The sequence below is a fragment of the unidentified bacterial endosymbiont genome, from assembly GCF_918797525.1.
In the GTDB taxonomy this organism is placed as follows: domain Bacteria; phylum Pseudomonadota; class Gammaproteobacteria; order Enterobacterales; family Enterobacteriaceae; genus Enterobacter.
In genome coordinates, this window is the sequence record NZ_OU963893.1 from 3644083 (window position 1) to 3663119 (window position 19037).

16 protein-coding genes are annotated in these 19037 nt (G+C 55.3%); 11 read left to right on the plus strand and 5 right to left on the minus strand.

Annotation, left to right across the window (positions count from 1 at the left end; all coding sequences use genetic code 11):
* Positions 1-4: 4 nt before the first annotated feature.
* The 3 genes from NL510_RS17510 to ybbA form a co-directional block, all read right to left on the minus strand.
* Positions 5-1150, minus strand: coding sequence for a porin (locus tag NL510_RS17510; protein ID WP_253378720.1), 1146 nt, complete (start codon positions 1148-1150; stop codon positions 5-7).
* Positions 1151-1332: 182 nt separating this feature from the next.
* Entirely contained in the window at positions 1333-3747 is a 2415-nt protein-coding gene (gene ybbP / locus NL510_RS17515) for a putative ABC transporter permease subunit YbbP (RefSeq protein ID WP_253378722.1), read from the minus strand.
* Complete coding sequence (gene ybbA, locus NL510_RS17520) at positions 3744-4430, minus strand: putative ABC transporter ATP-binding protein YbbA (RefSeq protein ID WP_253378724.1); 687 nt, start codon at positions 4428-4430, stop codon at positions 3744-3746. Before ybbA ends, ybbP begins: the two co-directional genes overlap by 4 nt.
* Here ybbA and tesA point away from each other — a divergent pair.
* The 6 genes from tesA (at position 4401) to NL510_RS17550 (ending at position 9343) form a co-directional block, all read left to right on the plus strand.
* Positions 4401-5024, plus strand: a complete 624-nt coding sequence (gene tesA, locus NL510_RS17525) for a multifunctional acyl-CoA thioesterase I/protease I/lysophospholipase L1 (protein WP_253384996.1) — start codon at positions 4401-4403, stop codon at positions 5022-5024. The genes ybbA and tesA overlap by 30 nt on opposite strands.
* A gap of 28 nt (positions 5025-5052) precedes the next feature.
* Complete coding sequence (locus NL510_RS17530) at positions 5053-5823, plus strand: SDR family oxidoreductase (RefSeq protein ID WP_253378731.1); 771 nt, start codon at positions 5053-5055, stop codon at positions 5821-5823.
* Positions 5824-5881: 58 nt separating this feature from the next.
* Positions 5882-6736 carry a co-chaperone YbbN gene (locus NL510_RS17535; protein WP_253378734.1) on the plus strand — a complete coding sequence of 285 codons (855 nt, stop codon included), beginning with the start codon at positions 5882-5884 and terminating at the stop codon, positions 6734-6736.
* Between the two features lie 221 nt (positions 6737-6957).
* Positions 6958-7821: a hypothetical protein gene (locus NL510_RS17540; RefSeq protein WP_253378736.1), complete on the plus strand. Its 864-nt coding sequence runs from the start codon at positions 6958-6960 to the stop codon at positions 7819-7821.
* Between the two features lie 155 nt (positions 7822-7976).
* The gene (locus tag NL510_RS17545; RefSeq protein WP_253378738.1) at positions 7977-8891 is read left to right on the plus strand and encodes an SPFH domain-containing protein; all 915 of its coding nucleotides are present in this window, start codon (positions 7977-7979) and stop codon (positions 8889-8891) included.
* A complete protein-coding gene (locus NL510_RS17550; RefSeq protein WP_253384998.1) occupies positions 8891-9343 on the plus strand; it encodes an NfeD family protein in 453 nt (150 codons plus the stop codon). Before NL510_RS17545 ends, NL510_RS17550 begins: the two co-directional genes overlap by 1 nt.
* Here the strand turns inward: NL510_RS17550 and cueR are convergent.
* On the minus strand, positions 9340-9750 hold the full coding sequence (gene cueR / locus NL510_RS17555) for a Cu(I)-responsive transcriptional regulator (RefSeq protein WP_253378740.1): 411 nt from the start codon (positions 9748-9750) through the stop codon (positions 9340-9342). The genes NL510_RS17550 and cueR overlap by 4 nt on opposite strands.
* A gap of 108 nt (positions 9751-9858) precedes the next feature.
* Here cueR and copA point away from each other — a divergent pair, with 108 nt between their 5' ends.
* The 3 genes from copA (at position 9859) to ybaK (ending at position 13881) form a co-directional block, all read left to right on the plus strand.
* On the plus strand, positions 9859-12357 hold the full coding sequence (gene copA, locus NL510_RS17560) for a copper-exporting P-type ATPase CopA (RefSeq protein WP_253378745.1): 2499 nt from the start codon (positions 9859-9861) through the stop codon (positions 12355-12357).
* A gap of 50 nt (positions 12358-12407) precedes the next feature.
* Complete coding sequence (locus NL510_RS17565) at positions 12408-13202, plus strand: TraB/GumN family protein (RefSeq protein ID WP_253378747.1); 795 nt, start codon at positions 12408-12410, stop codon at positions 13200-13202.
* Between the two features lie 199 nt (positions 13203-13401).
* A complete protein-coding gene (ybaK, locus tag NL510_RS17570; protein ID WP_253378752.1) occupies positions 13402-13881 on the plus strand; it encodes a Cys-tRNA(Pro)/Cys-tRNA(Cys) deacylase YbaK in 480 nt (159 codons plus the stop codon).
* Positions 13882-13924: 43 nt separating this feature from the next.
* Here the strand turns inward: ybaK and ushA are convergent, their stop codons facing one another.
* Positions 13925-15577: a bifunctional UDP-sugar hydrolase/5'-nucleotidase UshA gene (ushA, locus tag NL510_RS17575; RefSeq protein WP_253378754.1), complete on the minus strand. Its 1653-nt coding sequence runs from the start codon at positions 15575-15577 to the stop codon at positions 13925-13927.
* A 162-nt stretch (positions 15578-15739) separates the two neighbouring features.
* Here ushA and NL510_RS17580 point away from each other — a divergent pair, with 162 nt between their 5' ends.
* Together NL510_RS17580 and ybaL are read left to right on the plus strand one after the other, a co-directional pair.
* Positions 15740-16960, plus strand: a complete 1221-nt coding sequence (locus NL510_RS17580; RefSeq protein ID WP_253378756.1) for an MFS transporter — start codon at positions 15740-15742, stop codon at positions 16958-16960.
* A gap of 230 nt (positions 16961-17190) precedes the next feature.
* Positions 17191-18867, plus strand: coding sequence for a YbaL family putative K(+) efflux transporter (ybaL, locus tag NL510_RS17585; RefSeq protein WP_253378758.1), 1677 nt, complete (start codon positions 17191-17193; stop codon positions 18865-18867).
* Positions 18868-19037 lie beyond the last annotated feature (170 nt).

Sequence of the window (19037 nt, forward strand, 5' to 3'; positions counted from 1 at the left end):
TTTTTTAGAAATCGTAACGCAGACGAACCAGGTTCATATCGCCCAGGTTGTCGGTGCTGGAGGTGAACACGTGTTCGTAATCCACACGGAAGCCGTAATCCAGCTGGAAGCTGATACCCACGCCGTTATCGATGCGCTGGTAGTTACGGCCATTCACGTACTGGATACGGTCACCCATGAAGTAAGGCTGGATAGATTTAACCGCGTACTGGCCGATTGGGAATTTGTACCCTGCGAAGTATTCAATACCCCATGCATCACCGGCAAAGTAGTTGTCAGTTGAGATTTTTTTGGTGGTCATAAAGTTCTGATACCAGCCGCCGCCAGCCGAGAAGGTCCAGTTGTCCGGCGTCCAGCTCAGCGCCGTACCCAGGATGTTCTGGTCGTAGGTTTTGCTGTCGCCGTTGTCCGGGTTACGCATTTCGGCACGGGTGTAGTTCCACGCTGTACCCCAGGTCAGTTCATCGGTCAGGTGGTAATCCAGGCCCAGCGAACCGCCGCCTTTACGTTTGTAGCGCAGGCCATTGCCAGGCAGATATTCGCTGTCTTCAAACAGATAAGATGCATAGATGTCCGCATCGCCTACGGTTTTCTTATATTTCAGCATTTTGCGTGAACGGTAAGAACCGTCGTAATCGCCGTTAATGCCGTTACCTGGCGCCTGGCCGATCATGTCGTAGTCCCAGATATCGGTTTTCGCGCCGACCACGTCATAGTAAACGCTGTTCTGTTGACCGAAGGTCAGCGTACCCCAGGTGTCGCTCTTCAGACCGGTGTACAGCATACGGCGAGAGGTGTTATTTGCCCCTTCTGCGTGGTGGCTGTCCCAGTCAAAGAGAGCGGGAATGTTCACACCCAGCTCGTAGTAGCTCACCCAACTGAGGTCGTCAAACAGGGAGTAATCAGCGGCGAAACGGAAACGGGTACCGCCGTCAAAGCCATTACGCTTGTAGCTATTTTTACCGTCGTCGCCGGTCATATTCTGGAACTGCGGACGTATACTGCCGCCAACGGTGAAGTTGAGACGGCTCAGCGGATTACCCGCCTGAGGATCCTGTTTCAGAACGGTGATTTCTGCCTGGGATGCGAAGGACATCAATGCCACTGCCGCGCTGATCGTTGTCGCCAGCGCTGATTTTTTTATAGTCATTATTTTTCCTTAAAAGACACGCTGCTAAATATTTAGCGCGTGAATGTTAACCGGAAACAATCTGGCTGTGTGGGCGGTTTTTTAATGTTTTGTGCGACTAAAGTGAGGGGTATTATCGATTTATGCTACTAAGTGATTACACACCAGTATATAAACCGGTGCGTAATCATCACGGAACAGAACTAACTAACGAACTGACGGAACAGCGCTTTACCTCTTAACAACCGCGTCCCGAGCCAGCCGCCGCACAGTGACAACAACAGCGCACCGAAGACCGGCAGCGTGATCCACAGCCGCCAGTCAGGCTGCCACGGGAAGTCGAATACGCGGGTCTGCAATACCGCCAGCGCCGTCTCCGCGCCGATGGCCGCCACAAGGCCTGCCACCAGCCCCAGCAGAGCAAATTCGCTCCACAGCGTGGCGCGCAGCAGCCGTTTACCGGCGCCCAGTGTGCGGTAGACCACCAGCTCCTGATGACGCTGACGCATGCCAACCTGTACCTGCGCCAGCAGTAACAGTATGCCGCAGATCGTCACCAGCACCACCATCACCTCCAGAGCGCGACTGACCTGCTCCAGCACCTGTCCGACTTGTTTCAGTATCGCGCCGATATCCAGCAGGCTGACCGTCGGGAATTCCCGGTTAAGCTGGGTCAACATACCGTTGCCGTTTTCCCACCGGAAGCTGGTGAGCCAGCTTTGCGGCTGCCCGTCCAGCGCCCCGGCAGGAAAGATGAAGAAGAAGTTTGGCCGCAGGCTTTCCCAGTCTACTTTGCGCAGGCTGGTCACTTTAGCGCTAAAGTCCTGCGTATCGCCGGTAAAGGTCACGCTATCTCCCAGCTTGACGTTCAGCCGCTTCGCCAGCCCCTCTTCCATCGATACCTCACCCGCTTTTGGCGGCCAGGTCCCTGCGGTAATCGGGTTGTGGTCTGGTCGTGTCTCCTGCCAGGTCAGATTCAGTTCCCGGTTGAGCGATTCGTCCTTGTTGCCCTCTGTCGTCTGGCCGTTGATTTGCGTCAGACGCGCCCGCACGATGGGGTAGAACGACTCTGGCACAATCTGGTGCTCTGACAGGAAGCCTTTTAACGGCGTTACCTGCTCAGGGGCGATATTGATGAGGAAATAGTTCGGGCTTTCCGGCGGAAGTTGCTGTTGCCAGCGATCCAGCAGATCCCCGCGCAGGACCAGCAGAAGCGCCAGCAGCATAAACGACAGTGAAAATGCTGAAAGCTGGCTCAGCGTTGACCATGGCTGATGCAGCAACCGGTTGACCGCTAAGCGCACGGGCAGTGACTTAACGGTCAGCCTTCTCAGCACGTTAAGTAATATCCAGCCCAGCACGCCGCATAGCAGCGCTAATACTACTGCGCCCGCCAGAACGGCCCACAGTAGCGTGCTGCCCCCCATCAGCCAGGCCAACAGGCCAACCGCGACGGCAATAATCACCGGCAGGTAAAACTTCAGTGGCCAGACGTTGGCGACCACGTCCCGGCGAAGCACGCGTAGCGGCTGCGTCGCCAGCAACAGACGATAAGGGCGTAACCCCACCAGCAGCGAAATCACCGTCATCGCCCCAATGGCCCACAGCCAAGGCCATAGGCTGGCAGGCGGCAACGCGGCAGGCAGCACTGGCTTAAGCAGCACCATCAGCAGCTTTTCAAACAGCAGCCCTATCGCCCCGCCGGTGATGGCCGACAGGGCCAGTACCATCAGCCACTGGCCGACAATTAACTTACGCAGCTGCGCCCGGCCCGCGCCGAGCGTTTTGAGGATCGCCACCAGATCGTAGCGGCTGCGGCAATAGTGCCCCATTGCCACGGCAACCGCCGCCACGGCCAGCAGCAGCGTTAGCAGCGCGGACAGCAGCAGAAACTGCTGAGAGCGCTCAAGCGATTTACCCAGCGCCCCATCATCCTGCTCCAGCCCGTACCAGCGATGCTCCGGCTTCAACTGCGGCTGAAGCCATTTTTCGTATGCATCCAGTTGGGCTGGCGTTCCGCCAAATTTATAGCGCCAGGTCACGCGGCTACCGGGCTGAACGGCATCGGTTTTGGCCACATCGGCGTTATTCATCAGTAAACGTGGCGCGAGCTGGAAGGGGTTAAAACCTGAGTCAGGTTCCTGTACCACTTCTCCGGCAATTTTGAGCGTGGCGTCGCCAACATCGATGTTGTCACCCGTTTTCAGGTTCAGCAGCGCCATCAGACGCGGCGCCAGCAGCACCGTGCCGGATGTCGGTTTCAGCCCCGGTGGGCTGGTCTGCAATGCGCCATACATCGGGTAGATATCATCAACGGCTTTCACACTGGCAAGCTGCGGCGTGTCGCCTGCGAAGGTCATGGTCTGAAAACTAATCTGCTCCCCGACCTTCAGCCCCCGTTTACGCGCTTCATCAATCCAGCCCGGTGGGACGGCACGCGAGCTTTGTAACGTCCGGTCACCCGCCATGAACTCCCGGCTTTGCTGGCTTAGCCCTTTTTCCATTCGATCGCTGACGCTCCCCAGCGCCAGCACGCAGGCGACGGCCAGGCTTAACGCCATCCAGACAATCAGCAGCGAGGGCGAGCGCCACTCGCGCCAGAACCAGCGGGCAATCATGTTTCCTCCTGAAGCGTTCCGTTCACCAGACGCAGGCGGCGGTCACAACGGGCCGCGAGCTGTGGATCGTGGGTGACCAGAATCAGCGTAGTGCCATGCTCACGGTTGAGCGAAAACAGCAGGTCGGCGATTTTGTCCCCGGTTTTACGGTCCAGGTTACCGGTGGGTTCATCGGCAAACAGCACTTCTGGTCGCCCGTTAAACGCTCGGGCCAGGGCGACGCGCTGTTGCTCGCCGCCGGAAAGCTGCGCCGGAAGATGGTCGAGACGTTTGCCCAGACCCAGTTGTTCCAGTAACGCTTTTGCATGTTCACGGCTTTCACGGGTGTTGTCGCCGCGCAGCAGCCCCGGCAACTCTACGTTCTCCAGCGCGTTCAGGGTCGGGATAAGCATAAAAGACTGAAAGACAAAACCAATGTGTCTGGCACGCAGCGCGGCACGGGCCTCTTCACCAAGCTGGTGGAGCGGCTGGCCCACGAGGTGGACTTCCCCACTGCTACCGTCATCCAGCCCGGCCAGAATCGCCAGCAGCGTGGACTTACCAGAACCAGATTCGCCAATCAACGCGATGGTTTCAGCGCGTTTGACAACGAGTTCAACTCCGGTGAGGATGGACAACTCGTGTTCTCCCTGACCGACGGACTTCTTAAGATGATGAACTTCAATAATGTTTTCCGCTGGCATTTGCCCTTCCTGTTTTTGATTCTGATGACCTTCCGCGCGGCGGCGGCGGATACAATACTGGTGCTTGGCGACAGCCTGAGCGCAGGTTATCGCATGGCCGCCAGTGCGGCCTGGCCTGCTCTGCTTAATGATAAATGGCAAAGCAAGACAACAGTGATAAATGGCAGCATCAGCGGCGATACCTCGCAACAGGGATTGTCTCGCCTGCCAGCCTTACTCGAACAGCATCAACCGCGTTGGGTGCTGGTCGAGCTGGGGGGGAACGATGGCCTGCGCGGCTTCCAGCCTCAGCAAACCGAACAAACCCTGCGCACAATTTTGCAGAAAATTAAGGCAGCCAACGCGCAACCGCTGATGATGCAAATTCGCCTGCCCGCCAACTATGGTCGCCGATATAATGAGGCCTTTAGCGCGATCTACCCTAAGCTTGCCAAAGAGTTTGATATTCCGCTGCTGCCATTTTTCATGGAGGAGGTCTATCTGAAACCCCAATGGATGCAAGAGGATGGTATTCACCCCAATCGCGATGCTCAGCCGTTTATTGCCGACTGGATGGCAACCCGGCTGGCACCCTTAGTTAACCATGACTCCTGATTAAGCGGAGATCCTGACAGGTAAAGTTATGCAAAAATCGGTCTTAATTACAGGATGTTCCAGCGGAATTGGCCTTGAGAGCGCTCTGGAACTCAAACGACAGGGATTTTGGGTGCTGGCGGCCTGCCGCAAGCCCGAAGATGTCGAGAGTATGCAAGGCAAAGGGCTGACCGGCATATTGCTGGATCTGGATTCCCCCGAAAGCATTGAACGCGCCGCCGCCGACGTCATTGCCCTGACCGGTAACCGACTGTTTGGTCTGTTCAATAATGCCGGTTTCGGCCTGTATGGCCCACTGCAAACCATTAGCCGTGAACAGCTGGAACAACAGTTTTCCGCCAACTTTTTTGGCGTGCATCAATTGACCATGCGCTTGCTTCCCGCCATGGTGCCGCACGGCGAGGGCCGCATTGTCATGACCTCCTCAGTCATGGGGCTGATCTCCACGCCGGGGCGTGGCGCTTACGCCGCCAGTAAATATGCTTTAGAGGCATGGTCCGATGCCCTGCGCATGGAACTGCGCCACAGCGGCATTAAGGTGAGCCTGATTGAACCCGGGCCTATTCGCACCCGTTTCACTGAAAACGTTAACCAGACGCAATCGGATAAACCAGTCGAAAATCCGGGTATCGCCGCACGTTTTACCCTCGGCCCCGAAGCGGTTGTCGCCAAAGTGCGTCATGCATTTGAGAGTGAGTACCCCAAAATGCGCTACCCGGTTACGCTGGTGACCCATGCGGTTGGCTGGTTAAAACGCCTGCTACCGGGCCGGATGATGGACAAAATTTTACACGGTTGAGTTGAAGCGTCGCCGCTCACCCCCATGTAAAGATCAAACTGATAAAAGAGAATGCCGTATGTCCATACAGAATATCGTCAATATTAATGAAGCTAACCTGCAACAGACGCTCGAACAGTCGATGGCGCAGCCGGTGCTGTTTTACTTTTGGTCTGAACGTAGCCAACACTGCCTTGAACTGACGCCTGTGCTAGAACGTCTGGCCGCGCAATACGCTGGCCAGTTCATTCTCGCCAAACTGGATTGCGATGCTGAACCGATGGTCGCGTCTCAGTTTGGCCTGCGCGCTATCCCAACGGTGTACCTTTTCCAGAACGGTCAACCTGTTGATGGCTTCCAGGGGCCGCAACCGGAAGAGGCAATCCGCGCCCTGCTGGATAAAGTCCTGCCACGCGAAGAAGAGCTGAAAGCGCAGGAAGCGATGGCGCTGATACAGGAAGGCAAATACGATGAGGCACTGCCACTGCTGAAAGAGGCATGGCAGTTGTCTAACCAGGATAGCCAGATTGGCCTGCTGCTGGCGGAAACACAAATTCAACTGCACCGCTCAGACGATGCCGAAGCCGTGCTGAAAACCATTCCTCTGCAGGATCAGGACACCCATTATCAAGGCCTGGTGGCGCAAATTGAATTGCTGAAACAGGCGGCGGATACGCCAGAAATTCAGCTGCTTCAGCAGCAGGTCGCTGATCATCCTGCCGATGCGTCGCTTGCCAGCCAGCTGGCGCTGCAACTGCACCAGGTTGGGCGTAATGAAGAGGCGCTGGAACTGCTGTTCGGCCATCTGCAGAAAGATCTGGCTGCCGCCGACGGCCAGGCGCGTAACATGTTCCAGGAGATCCTGACCGCGCTGGGTACCGGTGATGCGCTGGCGTCGAAATACCGCCGTCAGCTTTACGCGCTGCTCTATTGATCCCACAAGCCCGGTAGCGTTCGCGCTTACCGGGCCTCTCGTCCACCGCCCAAACGTCTTATCTTTTCATTGTTGCCGTCACCGCTCACTTATTGAATACATTTTACACTTTTGGTTTACAGTTTACGCTGTGACATGGCTGTCACTTCCGCACCCTGAGTTTAGAACCTTCGTTAAAGTGGTGTTAAACTCTACGCGCGACACAATAAGGAAGTATAAGAATGTCTAACAAACACACTTTTTATGAGTTTTACGATCTCGAACCCGGCGTGAAAACAATAGACCAACTGCTTGCGGCAATCGCGTCTGAATCCATTACCGCCTACGTGTTTGGCGGCGAACTGGTAAGGTTCGTTAAAGGGCTGCTTAAGATGAAGCCTGTTATTCAGCTTAAGAATTGCCGCTTTGCCTTCGACGATGGCACTCGTTTTGTTGAAATAGACAGCAAAGGGAATGTCAAAGAGTTTGAACCCGGTAATGTTCCTGGCTGGTTCCAGTCTCCAGGTGAGTTTGCCCGCGGGCAATGGCTCGTCAACCATGACTTTGCGGATCTCATGACGCCGGAATTTATCAGTGCCTTTATCGAGCGTTTCCCGGACGCTAAGAAAAGACGTGAACACGCAAATCTGCTGTTTGACCTGCAGCTCAGCAGGATAACCACAGCACCCACCCACCCTACGGCGCGAAGAACTGGCAATATTCAGGGTAAAACCACAAAACCTAAAGTCACCGATCTGCAGTCATTTGAACTTTTCAGTCAGTTTTACGAGCGGATGCAAACCGCCGTTAACGCCGATCAGTTTCCCACCCTGCAGATCCTGACGGGTCACGAATCGGCTACTGAAGCGCCAACCTCTCTGAAAGGCGCAGTTCGCACCTGGTTTAAAGGCATTACAGGGCAATTGCCGCCCAATAACAAACGCGTGGGGGCTGGCAATGCGGAGCTTTTCTGCGCGCCAGTTCGTGAACAGCTGCAGCAGGTAGAAGAGATTGGCCTTGAGCTTTACTATCAGGGGCTGTCGAAAGCTATCGCTGATGCGGGCGAAGATGCGCTTATTGCAGACTTTACTTACAGTTATCGCTAAACCACACGCTCGCCCCGCGCAGATGCGGGGCATTTTACTCTTCGATGTTCGCATCCCACCTGTTTAAAGGGGCGAATTTCAGCCCGATAGCCGATATACTGATGAACAACAAACCCGCAATTTTTTTGCTATAGCATGCAAAACAGGAGGTTTTAATGCTCATCGTTGTTCCTGTCCTTATCTTCGTTGCGCTGGTTATCGTGGCCGCAGGCGTCAAAATTGTCCCACAGGGTTATCAGTGGACCGTTGAACGTTTCGGCCGCTACACCAATACGCTTCAGCCCGGCTTGAGCCTGATTGTTCCTTTTATGGACCGTATTGGCCGTAAAATCAACATGATGGAGCAGGTGCTGGATATCCCTTCCCAGGAGATCATCTCCAAAGACAACGCCAACGTTACCATTGATGCGGTGTGCTTTATTCAGGTTATCGATGCGCCGAAAGCGGCGTATGAAGTCAGCAACCTTGAGCTGGCTATCGTCAACCTTACGATGACTAACATCCGTACCGTGCTCGGTTCCATGGAGCTGGACGAGATGCTTTCCCAACGCGACAGCATTAACACCCGCCTGCTGCACATTGTTGATGAGGCAACCAACCCGTGGGGGATCAAAGTCACGCGTATTGAGATCCGCGACGTGCGTCCCCCGGCGGAGCTGATCTCCTCCATGAACGCCCAGATGAAAGCCGAGCGAACCAAGCGTGCCTATATTCTGGAAGCCGAAGGGGTACGTCAGGCCGAAATCCTGAAAGCGGAAGGTGAAAAACAGTCGCAGATCCTCAAAGCTGAAGGCGAACGTCAGTCGGCATTCTTACAGGCAGAAGCGCGTGAACGTTCGGCGGAAGCTGAAGCCCGGGCCACTCAAATGGTTTCAGAAGCCATTGCCGCCGGTGATATCCAGGCGGTGAACTACTTCGTTGCGCAAAAATATACCGATGCCCTGAAAGAGATTGGTTCGGCGAATAACAGCAAAGTGGTCATGATGCCGCTCGATGCCAGCAGCCTGATGGGCGCGATTGGCGGGATCGCCGAACTGATTAAAGACAGCGGCAACGAGCGTAAGAGATGATGATCGCGCTGATTGTTGCTCATCCTCATGCCTTCTGGCTAAGCCTCGGCGGCTTATTGCTGGCAGCCGAGATGCTTGGCGGCAACGGTTATCTGCTCTGGAGCGGTATCGCGGCGGTGATCACCGGGCTGCTGGTCTGGCTGCTTCCCCTTGACTGGGCATGGCAGGGCGCCCTGTTTGCCGCGCTCACGCTGGTGGCCGCATGGTTATGGTGGCGCTGGTTAAACAAACGCGTAAAGGCGCAGAAGCCAGCAGATGCGCATCTCAACCAGCGGGGACGGCAAATCATCGGGAAGCATTTTACGCTTGAGACGACGCTGGTGAACGGCCGCGGCCACATGCGCGTGGGCGACAGCTCGTGGCCCGTGGTGGCCGACGATGATCTTAACGCCGGGACGCGGGTCGAGGTCATCGCCATCGAGGGGATTACGCTACGCGTCAAAGCCTGTTAGGCATTCGCCTTACGATGACAGCAGCCGGAAAGATTATCGATGATCGGGCAATCGGCGCTGTCATCCCCCGGGCACGACGCCGCCAGCCCGAGTAACTGCTCGCGCATGGCCTGCAGTTCCACAATGTGGCGTTCAATTTCCGCAACTTTTTCCAGCGTACGCTTTTTGACATCGGCACTGTGGCGCTGCGGATCGTTAAACAGGTTAACCAGCTCGCCACACTCTTCCAGGTTAAAACCCACTTGCCTCGCCTGTCGCAGTAACGTCAGTTCATCAAGATGGCGTTGCGTATAACTGCGATAACCATTTTCGCTGCGCAGCGGTGGTGTCACCAGCCCCTTCTCTTCATAAAAGCGAATCGCTTTGCTGGTTAACCCGGTTTTTTTTGCCACATCACTGATATTCACTTTCCACCCTTGACCTTCCCCTTGATGGAAGGTTTACCCTTCATTACAGTTAACGAAAAGCATCACACTGGTCAATCACGGATCGGATCATTATACGGGAGTTATGCTATGTCTCACACTATCGACCTGACGCTGGACGGCCTCTCGTGCGGCCACTGCGTCAAACGCGTTAAAGAAAGCCTGGAGCAGCGCCCTGACGTTGAAAGCGCTGATGTAACTATCGAACATGCCGCCGTCACTGGTAGCGCCAGCGCCGATGCGCTGATTGATACGATTAAACAGGCTGGATATGGCGCGGCAGTAAGCCACCCAAAGGCTAAACCGCTGGCAGAATCATCACTCCCGTCGGAAGCACTGACAGCGGCCACTCCTGAGCTTCCGGTAGCGGATAACGTTGATGACAGCCAACAGTTGTTAATCAACGGCATGAGCTGCGCCAGCTGCGTCTCCCGGGTACAAAATGCCTTACAGGCTGTACCGGGTGTGGCACAGGCACGGGTGAATCTTGCAGAACGCACTGCGCTGGTGATGGGCAGCGCCTGTGCCGCCGACTTAGTCCAGGCCGTTGAGAAGGCGGGTTACGGCGCTGAGGCCATTGAGGATGACGTTAAACGCCGCGAGCGCCAGCAGGAAACCGCTATCGCCACCCTGAAACGCTTCCGCTGGCAGGCGATTGTCGCGCTGCTGGTCGGGGCTCCGGTGATGGTCTGGGGCATGCTCGGTGACAACATGATGGTTACCGACGACAACCGCACGCTGTGGCTGGTGATTGGGGCGATCACGCTTGCGGTAATGGTCTTTGCCGGGGGGCATTTTTACACCAGCGCCTGGAAAAGCCTTAAAAACCGCGCGGCGACGATGGACACCCTGGTCGCGCTCGGTACCGGTGCGGCATGGCTTTACTCGATAAGCGTTAATCTCTGGCCGCAGTGGTTTCCGATACAAGCCCGCCACCTCTACTATGAAGCGAGCGCGATGATTATCGGCCTGATTAACTTAGGCCATATGCTCGAAGCGCGTGCCCGTCAGCGCTCGTCGAAAGCGCTGGAAAGATTACTCGATTTAACCCCGCCTACCGCACGTATGGTGACGGACGAGGGAGAAAAAAGCGTCCCGCTGGCTAATGTTCAGCCCGCAATGACGCTGCGCCTGACCACGGGCGATCGCGTTCCCGTTGACGGCGAGATAACCCAGGGCGAAGCCTGGTTTGATGAAGCGATGCTGACCGGAGAGCCTCTCCCGCAGCAGAAAACCCCGGGCGATACCGTTCATGCCGGCACGGTGGTGCAGGACGGTAGCGTGCTGTTCCGCGCCAGCGCGGTGGGTCGCCATACTACGCTGTCACGTATTATTCCCATGGTGCGCCAGGCGCAGAGCAGTAAACCGGCAATCGGCCAGCTAGCCGACAGAATTTCCGCCATTTTTGTTCCGGTCGTGGTTGTGATTGCGCTGCTGAGCGCGGCGATCTGGTACTTTTTCGGCCCGGCGCCGCAGATTGTTTATACCCTGGTGATTGCCACCACAGTGCTGATTATCGCCTGTCCTTGTGCACTGGGCCTTGCCACGCCGATGTCGATTATCTCCGGTGTGGGGCGTGCCGCCGAGTTTGGCGTGCTGGTCCGTGATGCCGATGCCCTGCAGCGCGCCAGCACGCTCGACACACTGGTGTTTGATAAAACCGGCACGCTGACAGAGGGAAAACCGCAGGTCGTGGCGGTGCATACCGCTGCTATTTCGCAAGCGGATGCGCTGCGTCTCGCCGCCGCGCTGGAGCAAGGATCCAGCCATCCCCTGGCGCGCGCCATTATCGAAAAAGCTGAAAATAGCCAACTGCCACAGGTGAGCAACTTCCATACCCTGCGTGGGCTGGGCGTCAGCGGTGAAGCCGAGGGACACAGCCTGCTGCTGGGCAACAAGGCGTTGCTGAATGAAAACGGGGTAAACACCTCCGCCCTGGAAAGCGAACTGAATTCACAGGCATCGCAGGGGGCAACCCCGGTGCTGCTCGCCGTAGACGGCAAAGCCGCCGCGCTGTTAGCCGTTCGCGACCCGCTGCGCCGGGACAGCGTGGATGCCCTGAAACGCCTGCACGGCGCGGGTTACCGGCTGGTGATGTTAACCGGGGATAACCCAACCACCGCCCTCGCCATCGCTAAAGAAGCGGGGATTGATGAGGTGATTGCGGGCGTGCTGCCGGACGGTAAAGCCGACGCCATCAAGAGACTGCAAAGCGAGGGCCGACAGGTCGCGATGGTCGGTGACGGTATCAACGATGCGCCAGCGCTGGCGCAGGCAGAGGTCGGTATTGCGATGGGGGGCGGAAGTGATGTCGCCATCGAGACGGCGGCCATTACGCTGATGCGTCACAGCCTGATGGGCGTTGCGGATGCGCTGGCGATAGCAAAAGCCACGCTGCGCAATATGAAGCAAAACCTGCTGGGGGCATTCATCTACAACGCGTTCGGCATCCCGATTGCTGCCGGTATTTTGTGGCCACTGACCGGCACGTTGCTGAACCCGGTGGTGGCAGGAGCCGCGATGGCGCTTTCGTCTATCACCGTGGTGAGTAATGCGAACCGACTGCTGCGGTTTAAACCGAAGGATTGAACCTTCTTCGCCTACGCGCTAGCATGATCTTTTCCATTCAGGGAGTGCGTATGAGTCTGTTTAATCGTGTAAAAGCGTCGTTTCGCGCACTCTTCCCCCGTCGCTATGCCTGGCCCGGTATGGATATCTCACTGCCGGGAGGACAACATCTCCATCTGGTCGGCAGCATCCATATGGGCACCCAGGATATGTCTCCCCTGCCATCCGGGCTAATAACACTGTTAAAAAGCGCCGATGCCCTGGTCGTTGAGGCTGATATTTCCGGGCATGCCTCGCCGTTTGCGGGGCTTGAAAGCGATCGCTCTCTGGCAGAACGTCTTAGCGATACGCAGCTCGCAAAGCTGACGCGCGTCGCCGATGAAACCGGCGTGTCGCTGTACATGCTCGATACCCTGCCGCTATGGCAAATTGCCATGGTAATGCAGGCGACGCAGGCGCAACGTCTGGGATTACGCGGAGATTATGGAATTGATTATCAGTTATTGAATGCCGCCAGGGCGCGTAAAATACCGGTTATTGAGCTGGAAGGGACGGACAGCCAGGTAGCCCTGCTGCGAGAGCTTCCCGATGATGGCCTGATGCTGCTGGATGATACCCTGACTCACTGGCACACCAACGCCCGTCTGCTGCAGACCATGATAGGCTGGTGGCTGGATGCGCCCCCGACAGACAGTACGCTGACGTTACCCTCTACCTTCAGTGAATCTTTGTACGATGTGCTCATGAACGAGCGCAATCAGGCCTGGCAGTACCGGCTACAGGCTTTGCCTGCCGGACATTACGTTGTTGCGGTGGGGGCATTACATTTATACGGTGAAGGGAATTTGCCGTCACTGCTGAAATAAAAAAATGGCCAATATCGCTATTGGCCCGTCAAAGAGGAATTTCATCGTTTTTATTATGCCGAAGGTGACCTTCGGTTGAGCCGATTGTCGCTCAAAGTGACCATTACTGCCAATACTAATGCGCAAGATGGTGCTATTTTTTAGACAAATGTCAGGCGTATGCTGTCAACATAAATTGTCTGCCGTAAGAAGGATAGCTATGACTCCCGCCGTTAAATTACTCGAAAAAAACAAAATATCTTTCAAAATCCACACTTATGATCATGACCCGCATGAAACCAACTTTGGTGATGAGGTCGTGCGTAAACTGGGGCTGAGTGCCGACCAGGTTTATAAAACGCTGCTGGTGGCAATAAATGGCGATATGAAGCAGCTTGCCGTCGCCATCACGCCCGTTGCCGGACAACTGGATCTCAAGAAAGTGGCAAAGGCGCTGGGGGCCAAAAACGTTGATATGGCGGACCCGATGGTTGCGCAGCGCACCACGGGCTACCTGGTGGGCGGGATCAGCCCGTTAGGTCAGAAAAAACGCCTGCCGACGCTGATTGATGCGCCATCACAGGCATTCGGGACAATGTATGTTTCAGGCGGCAAACGCGGGCTGGATATCGAACTGGCACCAGGGGATTTGGCAAAAATGCTGGATGCAATGTTTGCGGATATCGCGCGCAGAGAGTGAGAGATGTGCCCGGTGGCGCGACGACCGGGCAGCAAAAAATGCGCTACTGCCAGCTCACTTCGCCTTTCGGCTCAAGCGCATTCGCATCGATCGGTGAATGTTGCTCAATGTACTGTTTGAGCACTTCGGCATCAATATAGCCGGTATTCACATAGCCCGGTTTGTTATCAAGATGCGGATAACCATCCCCGCCGGTGGCATTGAAGTTTAAGGTTGCTATGCGGTAAGTTTTCGCAGGATCAACGGGCTCGCCTTTGATTTTGAGATCGTTAAGCTTGCCGTCTTTGGCCACAAAGCTGACGTTGGCAAACTGCGGATAGGCTCCGGAGTCTGGCTTCATCTGCGCGACGGCGGTCAGGTACTCAATCACCTCTTTACCGCTCATATCGGCATACACCACCAGGTTACCAAACGGCTGAACCTTCAGCACATCTTTGTAGGTAATATTGCCCTCGTCGATGGCGTCACGAATACCGCCGCCGCTCATCACGCCGAAGTCAGCGCCAGTACGCGCCATTTGTGCCGCCAGCAACAGTTGGCCCATATTGGTCTGCACGAAACGAACCTTGCTGCGATCCCCTTCAAGACGACCAGTCAGCGTGCCGATTTTCGCCTCAAGCTGCGCTTTGCCCTTATTCTGGAAGGGGGTCAGCAATGAGAGCATCTGCGGGTTTTCTGCGATTTCTGGGGTATAAAGTATGCGCTCACTTTTTCCGTCCGGATAAACCACCTTCTTCTTCAGGTTAACCGGAATAAGCTGATAATGCACCAGCTTCGTCTCACCGTTACGGAACTCAAAATCGGCACGGCCCACGTATTTTCCCCACTCGTGGGCCTGTACAATCCAGATACCGTTCTGACGGTCTGGCGCGCACGGCGTACCGGGGACATAATCCACCTGTTTTTTATTCTCTGCCGCCATGCACACTGGGTTTTGTGAGTGACCGCCCACAATCATCGCCAGCGAGCCTGCTGGCAGGCTGCGCGCCATCTCCACGTCGCCCGGCGCATTTGAGCCGTGTTCACCGTTATCGTAGTGGCCCATGTGGGTGATGGCGATAATCATATCCGGCTTTTCATTTTGCTGTAATTCCTGAATAACCCGCTTCGCTTCGTCTGCCGGTTTGCGAAATTCGATATCGTCGAAGAATTCAGTATTACCCATTTTTGCCGTGTCGTCGGTGGTTAATCCCATGACCGCAATGTTCAGATCCTGACGTTTGAACAGCGCCCATGGCTTAAACAGACGTTCGCCGGTGCTTTTCTGATAAATATTGGCGGAAAGAAACGGGAATTTAGACCATTTTTCCTGCTGGCGCAGAACGGTTAATGGATTATCAAACTCATGGTTGCCTACGGCCATGGCATCATAGCCAATCAGATTCATACCGCGAAAATCAGGTTCTGCATCCTGGAGATCGGACTCTGGTACGCCAGTATTGATATCCCCCCCCGACAGCAGCAGTACGCTCCCCCCGTCTGCCGCCACCTCTTTACGAATGCCATCCACCAGCGTTTTCTGCGCCGACAGGCCATATTCGCCGTATTCACTGCGCCAGAAATGACCATGATGATCGTTGGTATGCAGGATGGTGATTTTATAGGTTTTATCTTTTTCATACGCCTGTGCGGGCAGGCTTGCCAGCCCACAGGCGGCTATCAGCGCCAGAGCGACGCCACGTTTTATTATTTTCATCTTCTCTCTCCCTGCCCCATAGACAAACGCAAAATTACAGTGACTGCCAACAATAGACAAATATGTTTTCAGAATTGCGACTTTCTTCAAATGCCGCAGACGGGTATCTTAGTCGGATAATAATTACACTCTGCATTTATGACAACTCACAACGTGGTATCTATGGCAACCAGTGAATCAACCCAACCTATTTCAGGCACGCCAGCAGCGTCACCGGAATCTCGTACCTCCTTTAAAGTACTGGGGGCAATCAGTCTTTCTCATCTGCTCAATGATATGATCCAGTCGTTGATCCTGGCCATATACCCGCTTCTGCAGGCCGAATTTTCCCTAACTTTTGTGCAAATTGGGATGATTACGCTGACCTTCCAGCTGGCCTCCTCGCTGCTGCAGCCGGTCGTCGGGTACTGGACGGATAAATATCCGATGCCGTGGTCGCTGCCGATTGGCATGTGCTTTACTTTAAGCGGGCTGGTGCTGCTGGCGATGGCAGGCAGTTTTGAGACAGTGCTGGTTGCCGCCGCGCTGGTGGGGACTGGCTCTTCGGTCTTTCACCCTGAATCATCGCGCGTGGCGCGCATGGCTTCCGGTGGCCGCCACGGGCTGGCTCAGTCGCTCTTCCAGGTGGGCGGTAACCTCGGTAGCTCACTCGGGCCGTTGCTGGCAGCGGTGATCATCGCCCCTTACGGCAAAGGCAACGTGGCGTGGTTTGTACTGGCCGCCCTGCTGGCGATTGTGGTGCTGGCGCAGATCAGCCGCTGGTATGCCGCGCAGCACCGGGTGAATAAAGGAAAACCTAAAGCAGTGGTGGTCAATCCCCTGCCACAGAACAAGATTGTTTTGGCTGTTTCCGTGCTGCTGGTGCTGATTTTCTCAAAATACTTTTATATGGCGAGCATCAGCAGCTATTACACCTTTTATTTAATGCAAAAATTCGGATTATCGGTACAAAATGCCCAGTTCCACCTGTTTGCGTTTCTTTTTGCCGTCGCAGCCGGCACTTTGATAGGCGGGCCGGTAGGGGATAAGATCGGACGTAAATACGTTATTTGGGGCTCTATCCTCGGCGTGGCGCCATTTACCCTCATTTTGCCCTACGCGAGCCTTGAATGGACGGGGATTTTGACGGTGATTATTGGTTTTATTCTCGCCTCCGCGTTTTCCGCCATTCTGGTCTATGCCCAGGAGCTGTTGCCGGGCCGAATCGGAATGGTTTCCGGGCTGTTCTTCGGTTTCGCCTTCGGCATGGGTGGCCTCGGCGCAGCAGTGTTAGGGATGGTTGCCGATAACACCAGCATCTTCCTGGTCTATAAAATCTGTGCTTTCCTGCCACTTCTCGGGATGTTGACCATATTCCTGCCTGACAACCGTCATAAAGCGTAGTTTAAGGGTCGCTAAAGTTTAACTTTGGCGACCCGTCGACCTGATGCTATAAGGGTTTCTTCTCGCTCCCCCGTCAAATTTCTCATAATCTGCTATTTTTTCACGATTATTGCTGTTTTATTCAAACTTCAATAATTATTCATAAACATAAGAGCAAAAATTGTCATAAACTGTAACTCGGCTTTTGGTTTTATCGCCAAAATGGAACACTCACTACCAAAGGAGACGGAATGCACCACGCCACACCGCTTATCACCACCATTGTTGGTGGACTTGTGCTCGCTTTTATCCTTGGCATGATTGCCAATAAACTGCGTATTTCTCCTCTTGTAGGCTATTTGTTGGCGGGTGTTCTGGCGGGTCCGTTTACGCCAGGTTTCGTGGCGGATACCAAACTGGCTCCTGAACTGGCGGAATTAGGCGTGATTCTGCTGATGTTTGGCGTGGGTCTGCATTTCTCACTGAAGGATCTGATGGCGGTAAAGTCGATCGCCATACCAGGCGCTATCGCCCAGATAGGGGTGGCGACGCTGCTGGGGATGGCGCTTTCGGCAATGCTTGGCTGGTCACTGATGACCGGTATCGTTTTTGGTCTGTGTCTCTCCACCGCCAGTACCGTGGTATTACTGCGTGCGCTTGAAGAGAGACAGTTGATAGACAGCCAGCGCGGACAAATCGCGATTGGCTGGCTGATTGTTGAAGATTTGGTAATGGTATTAACGCTGGTCCTGCTCCCTGCCATCGCCGGTATGATGGAAAAAGAGAACGTTGGCTTCGCCTCGCTGGCGCTGGATATGAGTATCACCATCGGTAAAGTTGTGGCCTTTATCGCCCTTATGATGCTGGTGGGCCGCCGTCTGGTGCCGTGGATCATGTCGCGCAGTGCAGCGACCGGCTCCCGTGAGCTGTTTACGCTCTCGGTCCTCGCGCTGGCGCTGGGGATTGCCTTTGGTGCCGTTGAGCTGTTTGATGTCTCCTTTGCGCTGGGCGCGTTCTTCGCCGGAATGGTGTTGAACGAATCCGAACTGAGCCACCGCGCCGCACACGATACCCTGCCGCTACGCGATGCATTCGCCGTGCTGTTCTTCGTCTCCGTCGGAATGCTGTTTGATCCGCTGGTCCTGATCCAGCAGCCGCTGGCCGTGCTGGGCACCCTGGCAATCATCATCTTTGGTAAGTCGGCCGTCGCCTTCTTCCTGGTCCGCATGTTTGGTCACTCGCCGCGCACGGCGCTGACCATCGCCGCCAGTCTGGCGCAAATTGGTGAATTCGCCTTTATCCTGGCGGGCCTGGGTATGGCGCTGAACCTGCTGCCGCAGGCGGGGCAAAACCTGGTGCTGGCGGGGGCAATCCTGTCGATTATGCTGAACCCGGTCCTGTTTGCGCTGCTGGAAAAATACCTCGATAAAACCGAAACGCTCGAAGAGCAGACGCTGGAAGAGGCCATTGAAGAAGAGAAACAAATCCCGGTGGATATTTGCAACCACGCGTTACTGGTGGGCTTTGGCCGCGTAGGGAGTCTGCTCGGTGAAAAGCTGATGGCGCAGGGTATTCCGCTGGTAGTCATTGAGACCTCCCGCACGCGCGTCGACGAGCTGCGCGAGCGTGGCATTCGTGCCGTGCTGGGTAATGCGGCTAATGAAGAAATTATGAACCTAGCGCATCTCGACTGCGCTCGCTGGCTGCTGCTGACCATCCCGAACGGCTATGAAGCGGGTGAGATTGTCGCCTCTGCGCGCGCGAAGTGCCCCAGTATCGAGATTATCGCCCGGGCGCATTATGACGACGAGGTAGAGTACATTACCGAGCGAGGGGCAGACCAGGTGGTGATGGGTGAACGCGAGATTGCAAACACAATGCTGACGCTGCTGGAGAAGCCGCCGGTTGAAGAGGCGGTGACGGGCTGAGTGTACTGATCACCGGAACGAACCGGGATCAAACGGCTATAAACGGGAATTGGTGGGATACACCCTTGATTGATGCGGCCAGGCTAGTGCAAAACTGGCGGGCCGCTTTACTTTTCCAGTTCACAAACAATTTTAGATCACTTCATGCCACGGCGCATTTTTGACAGATA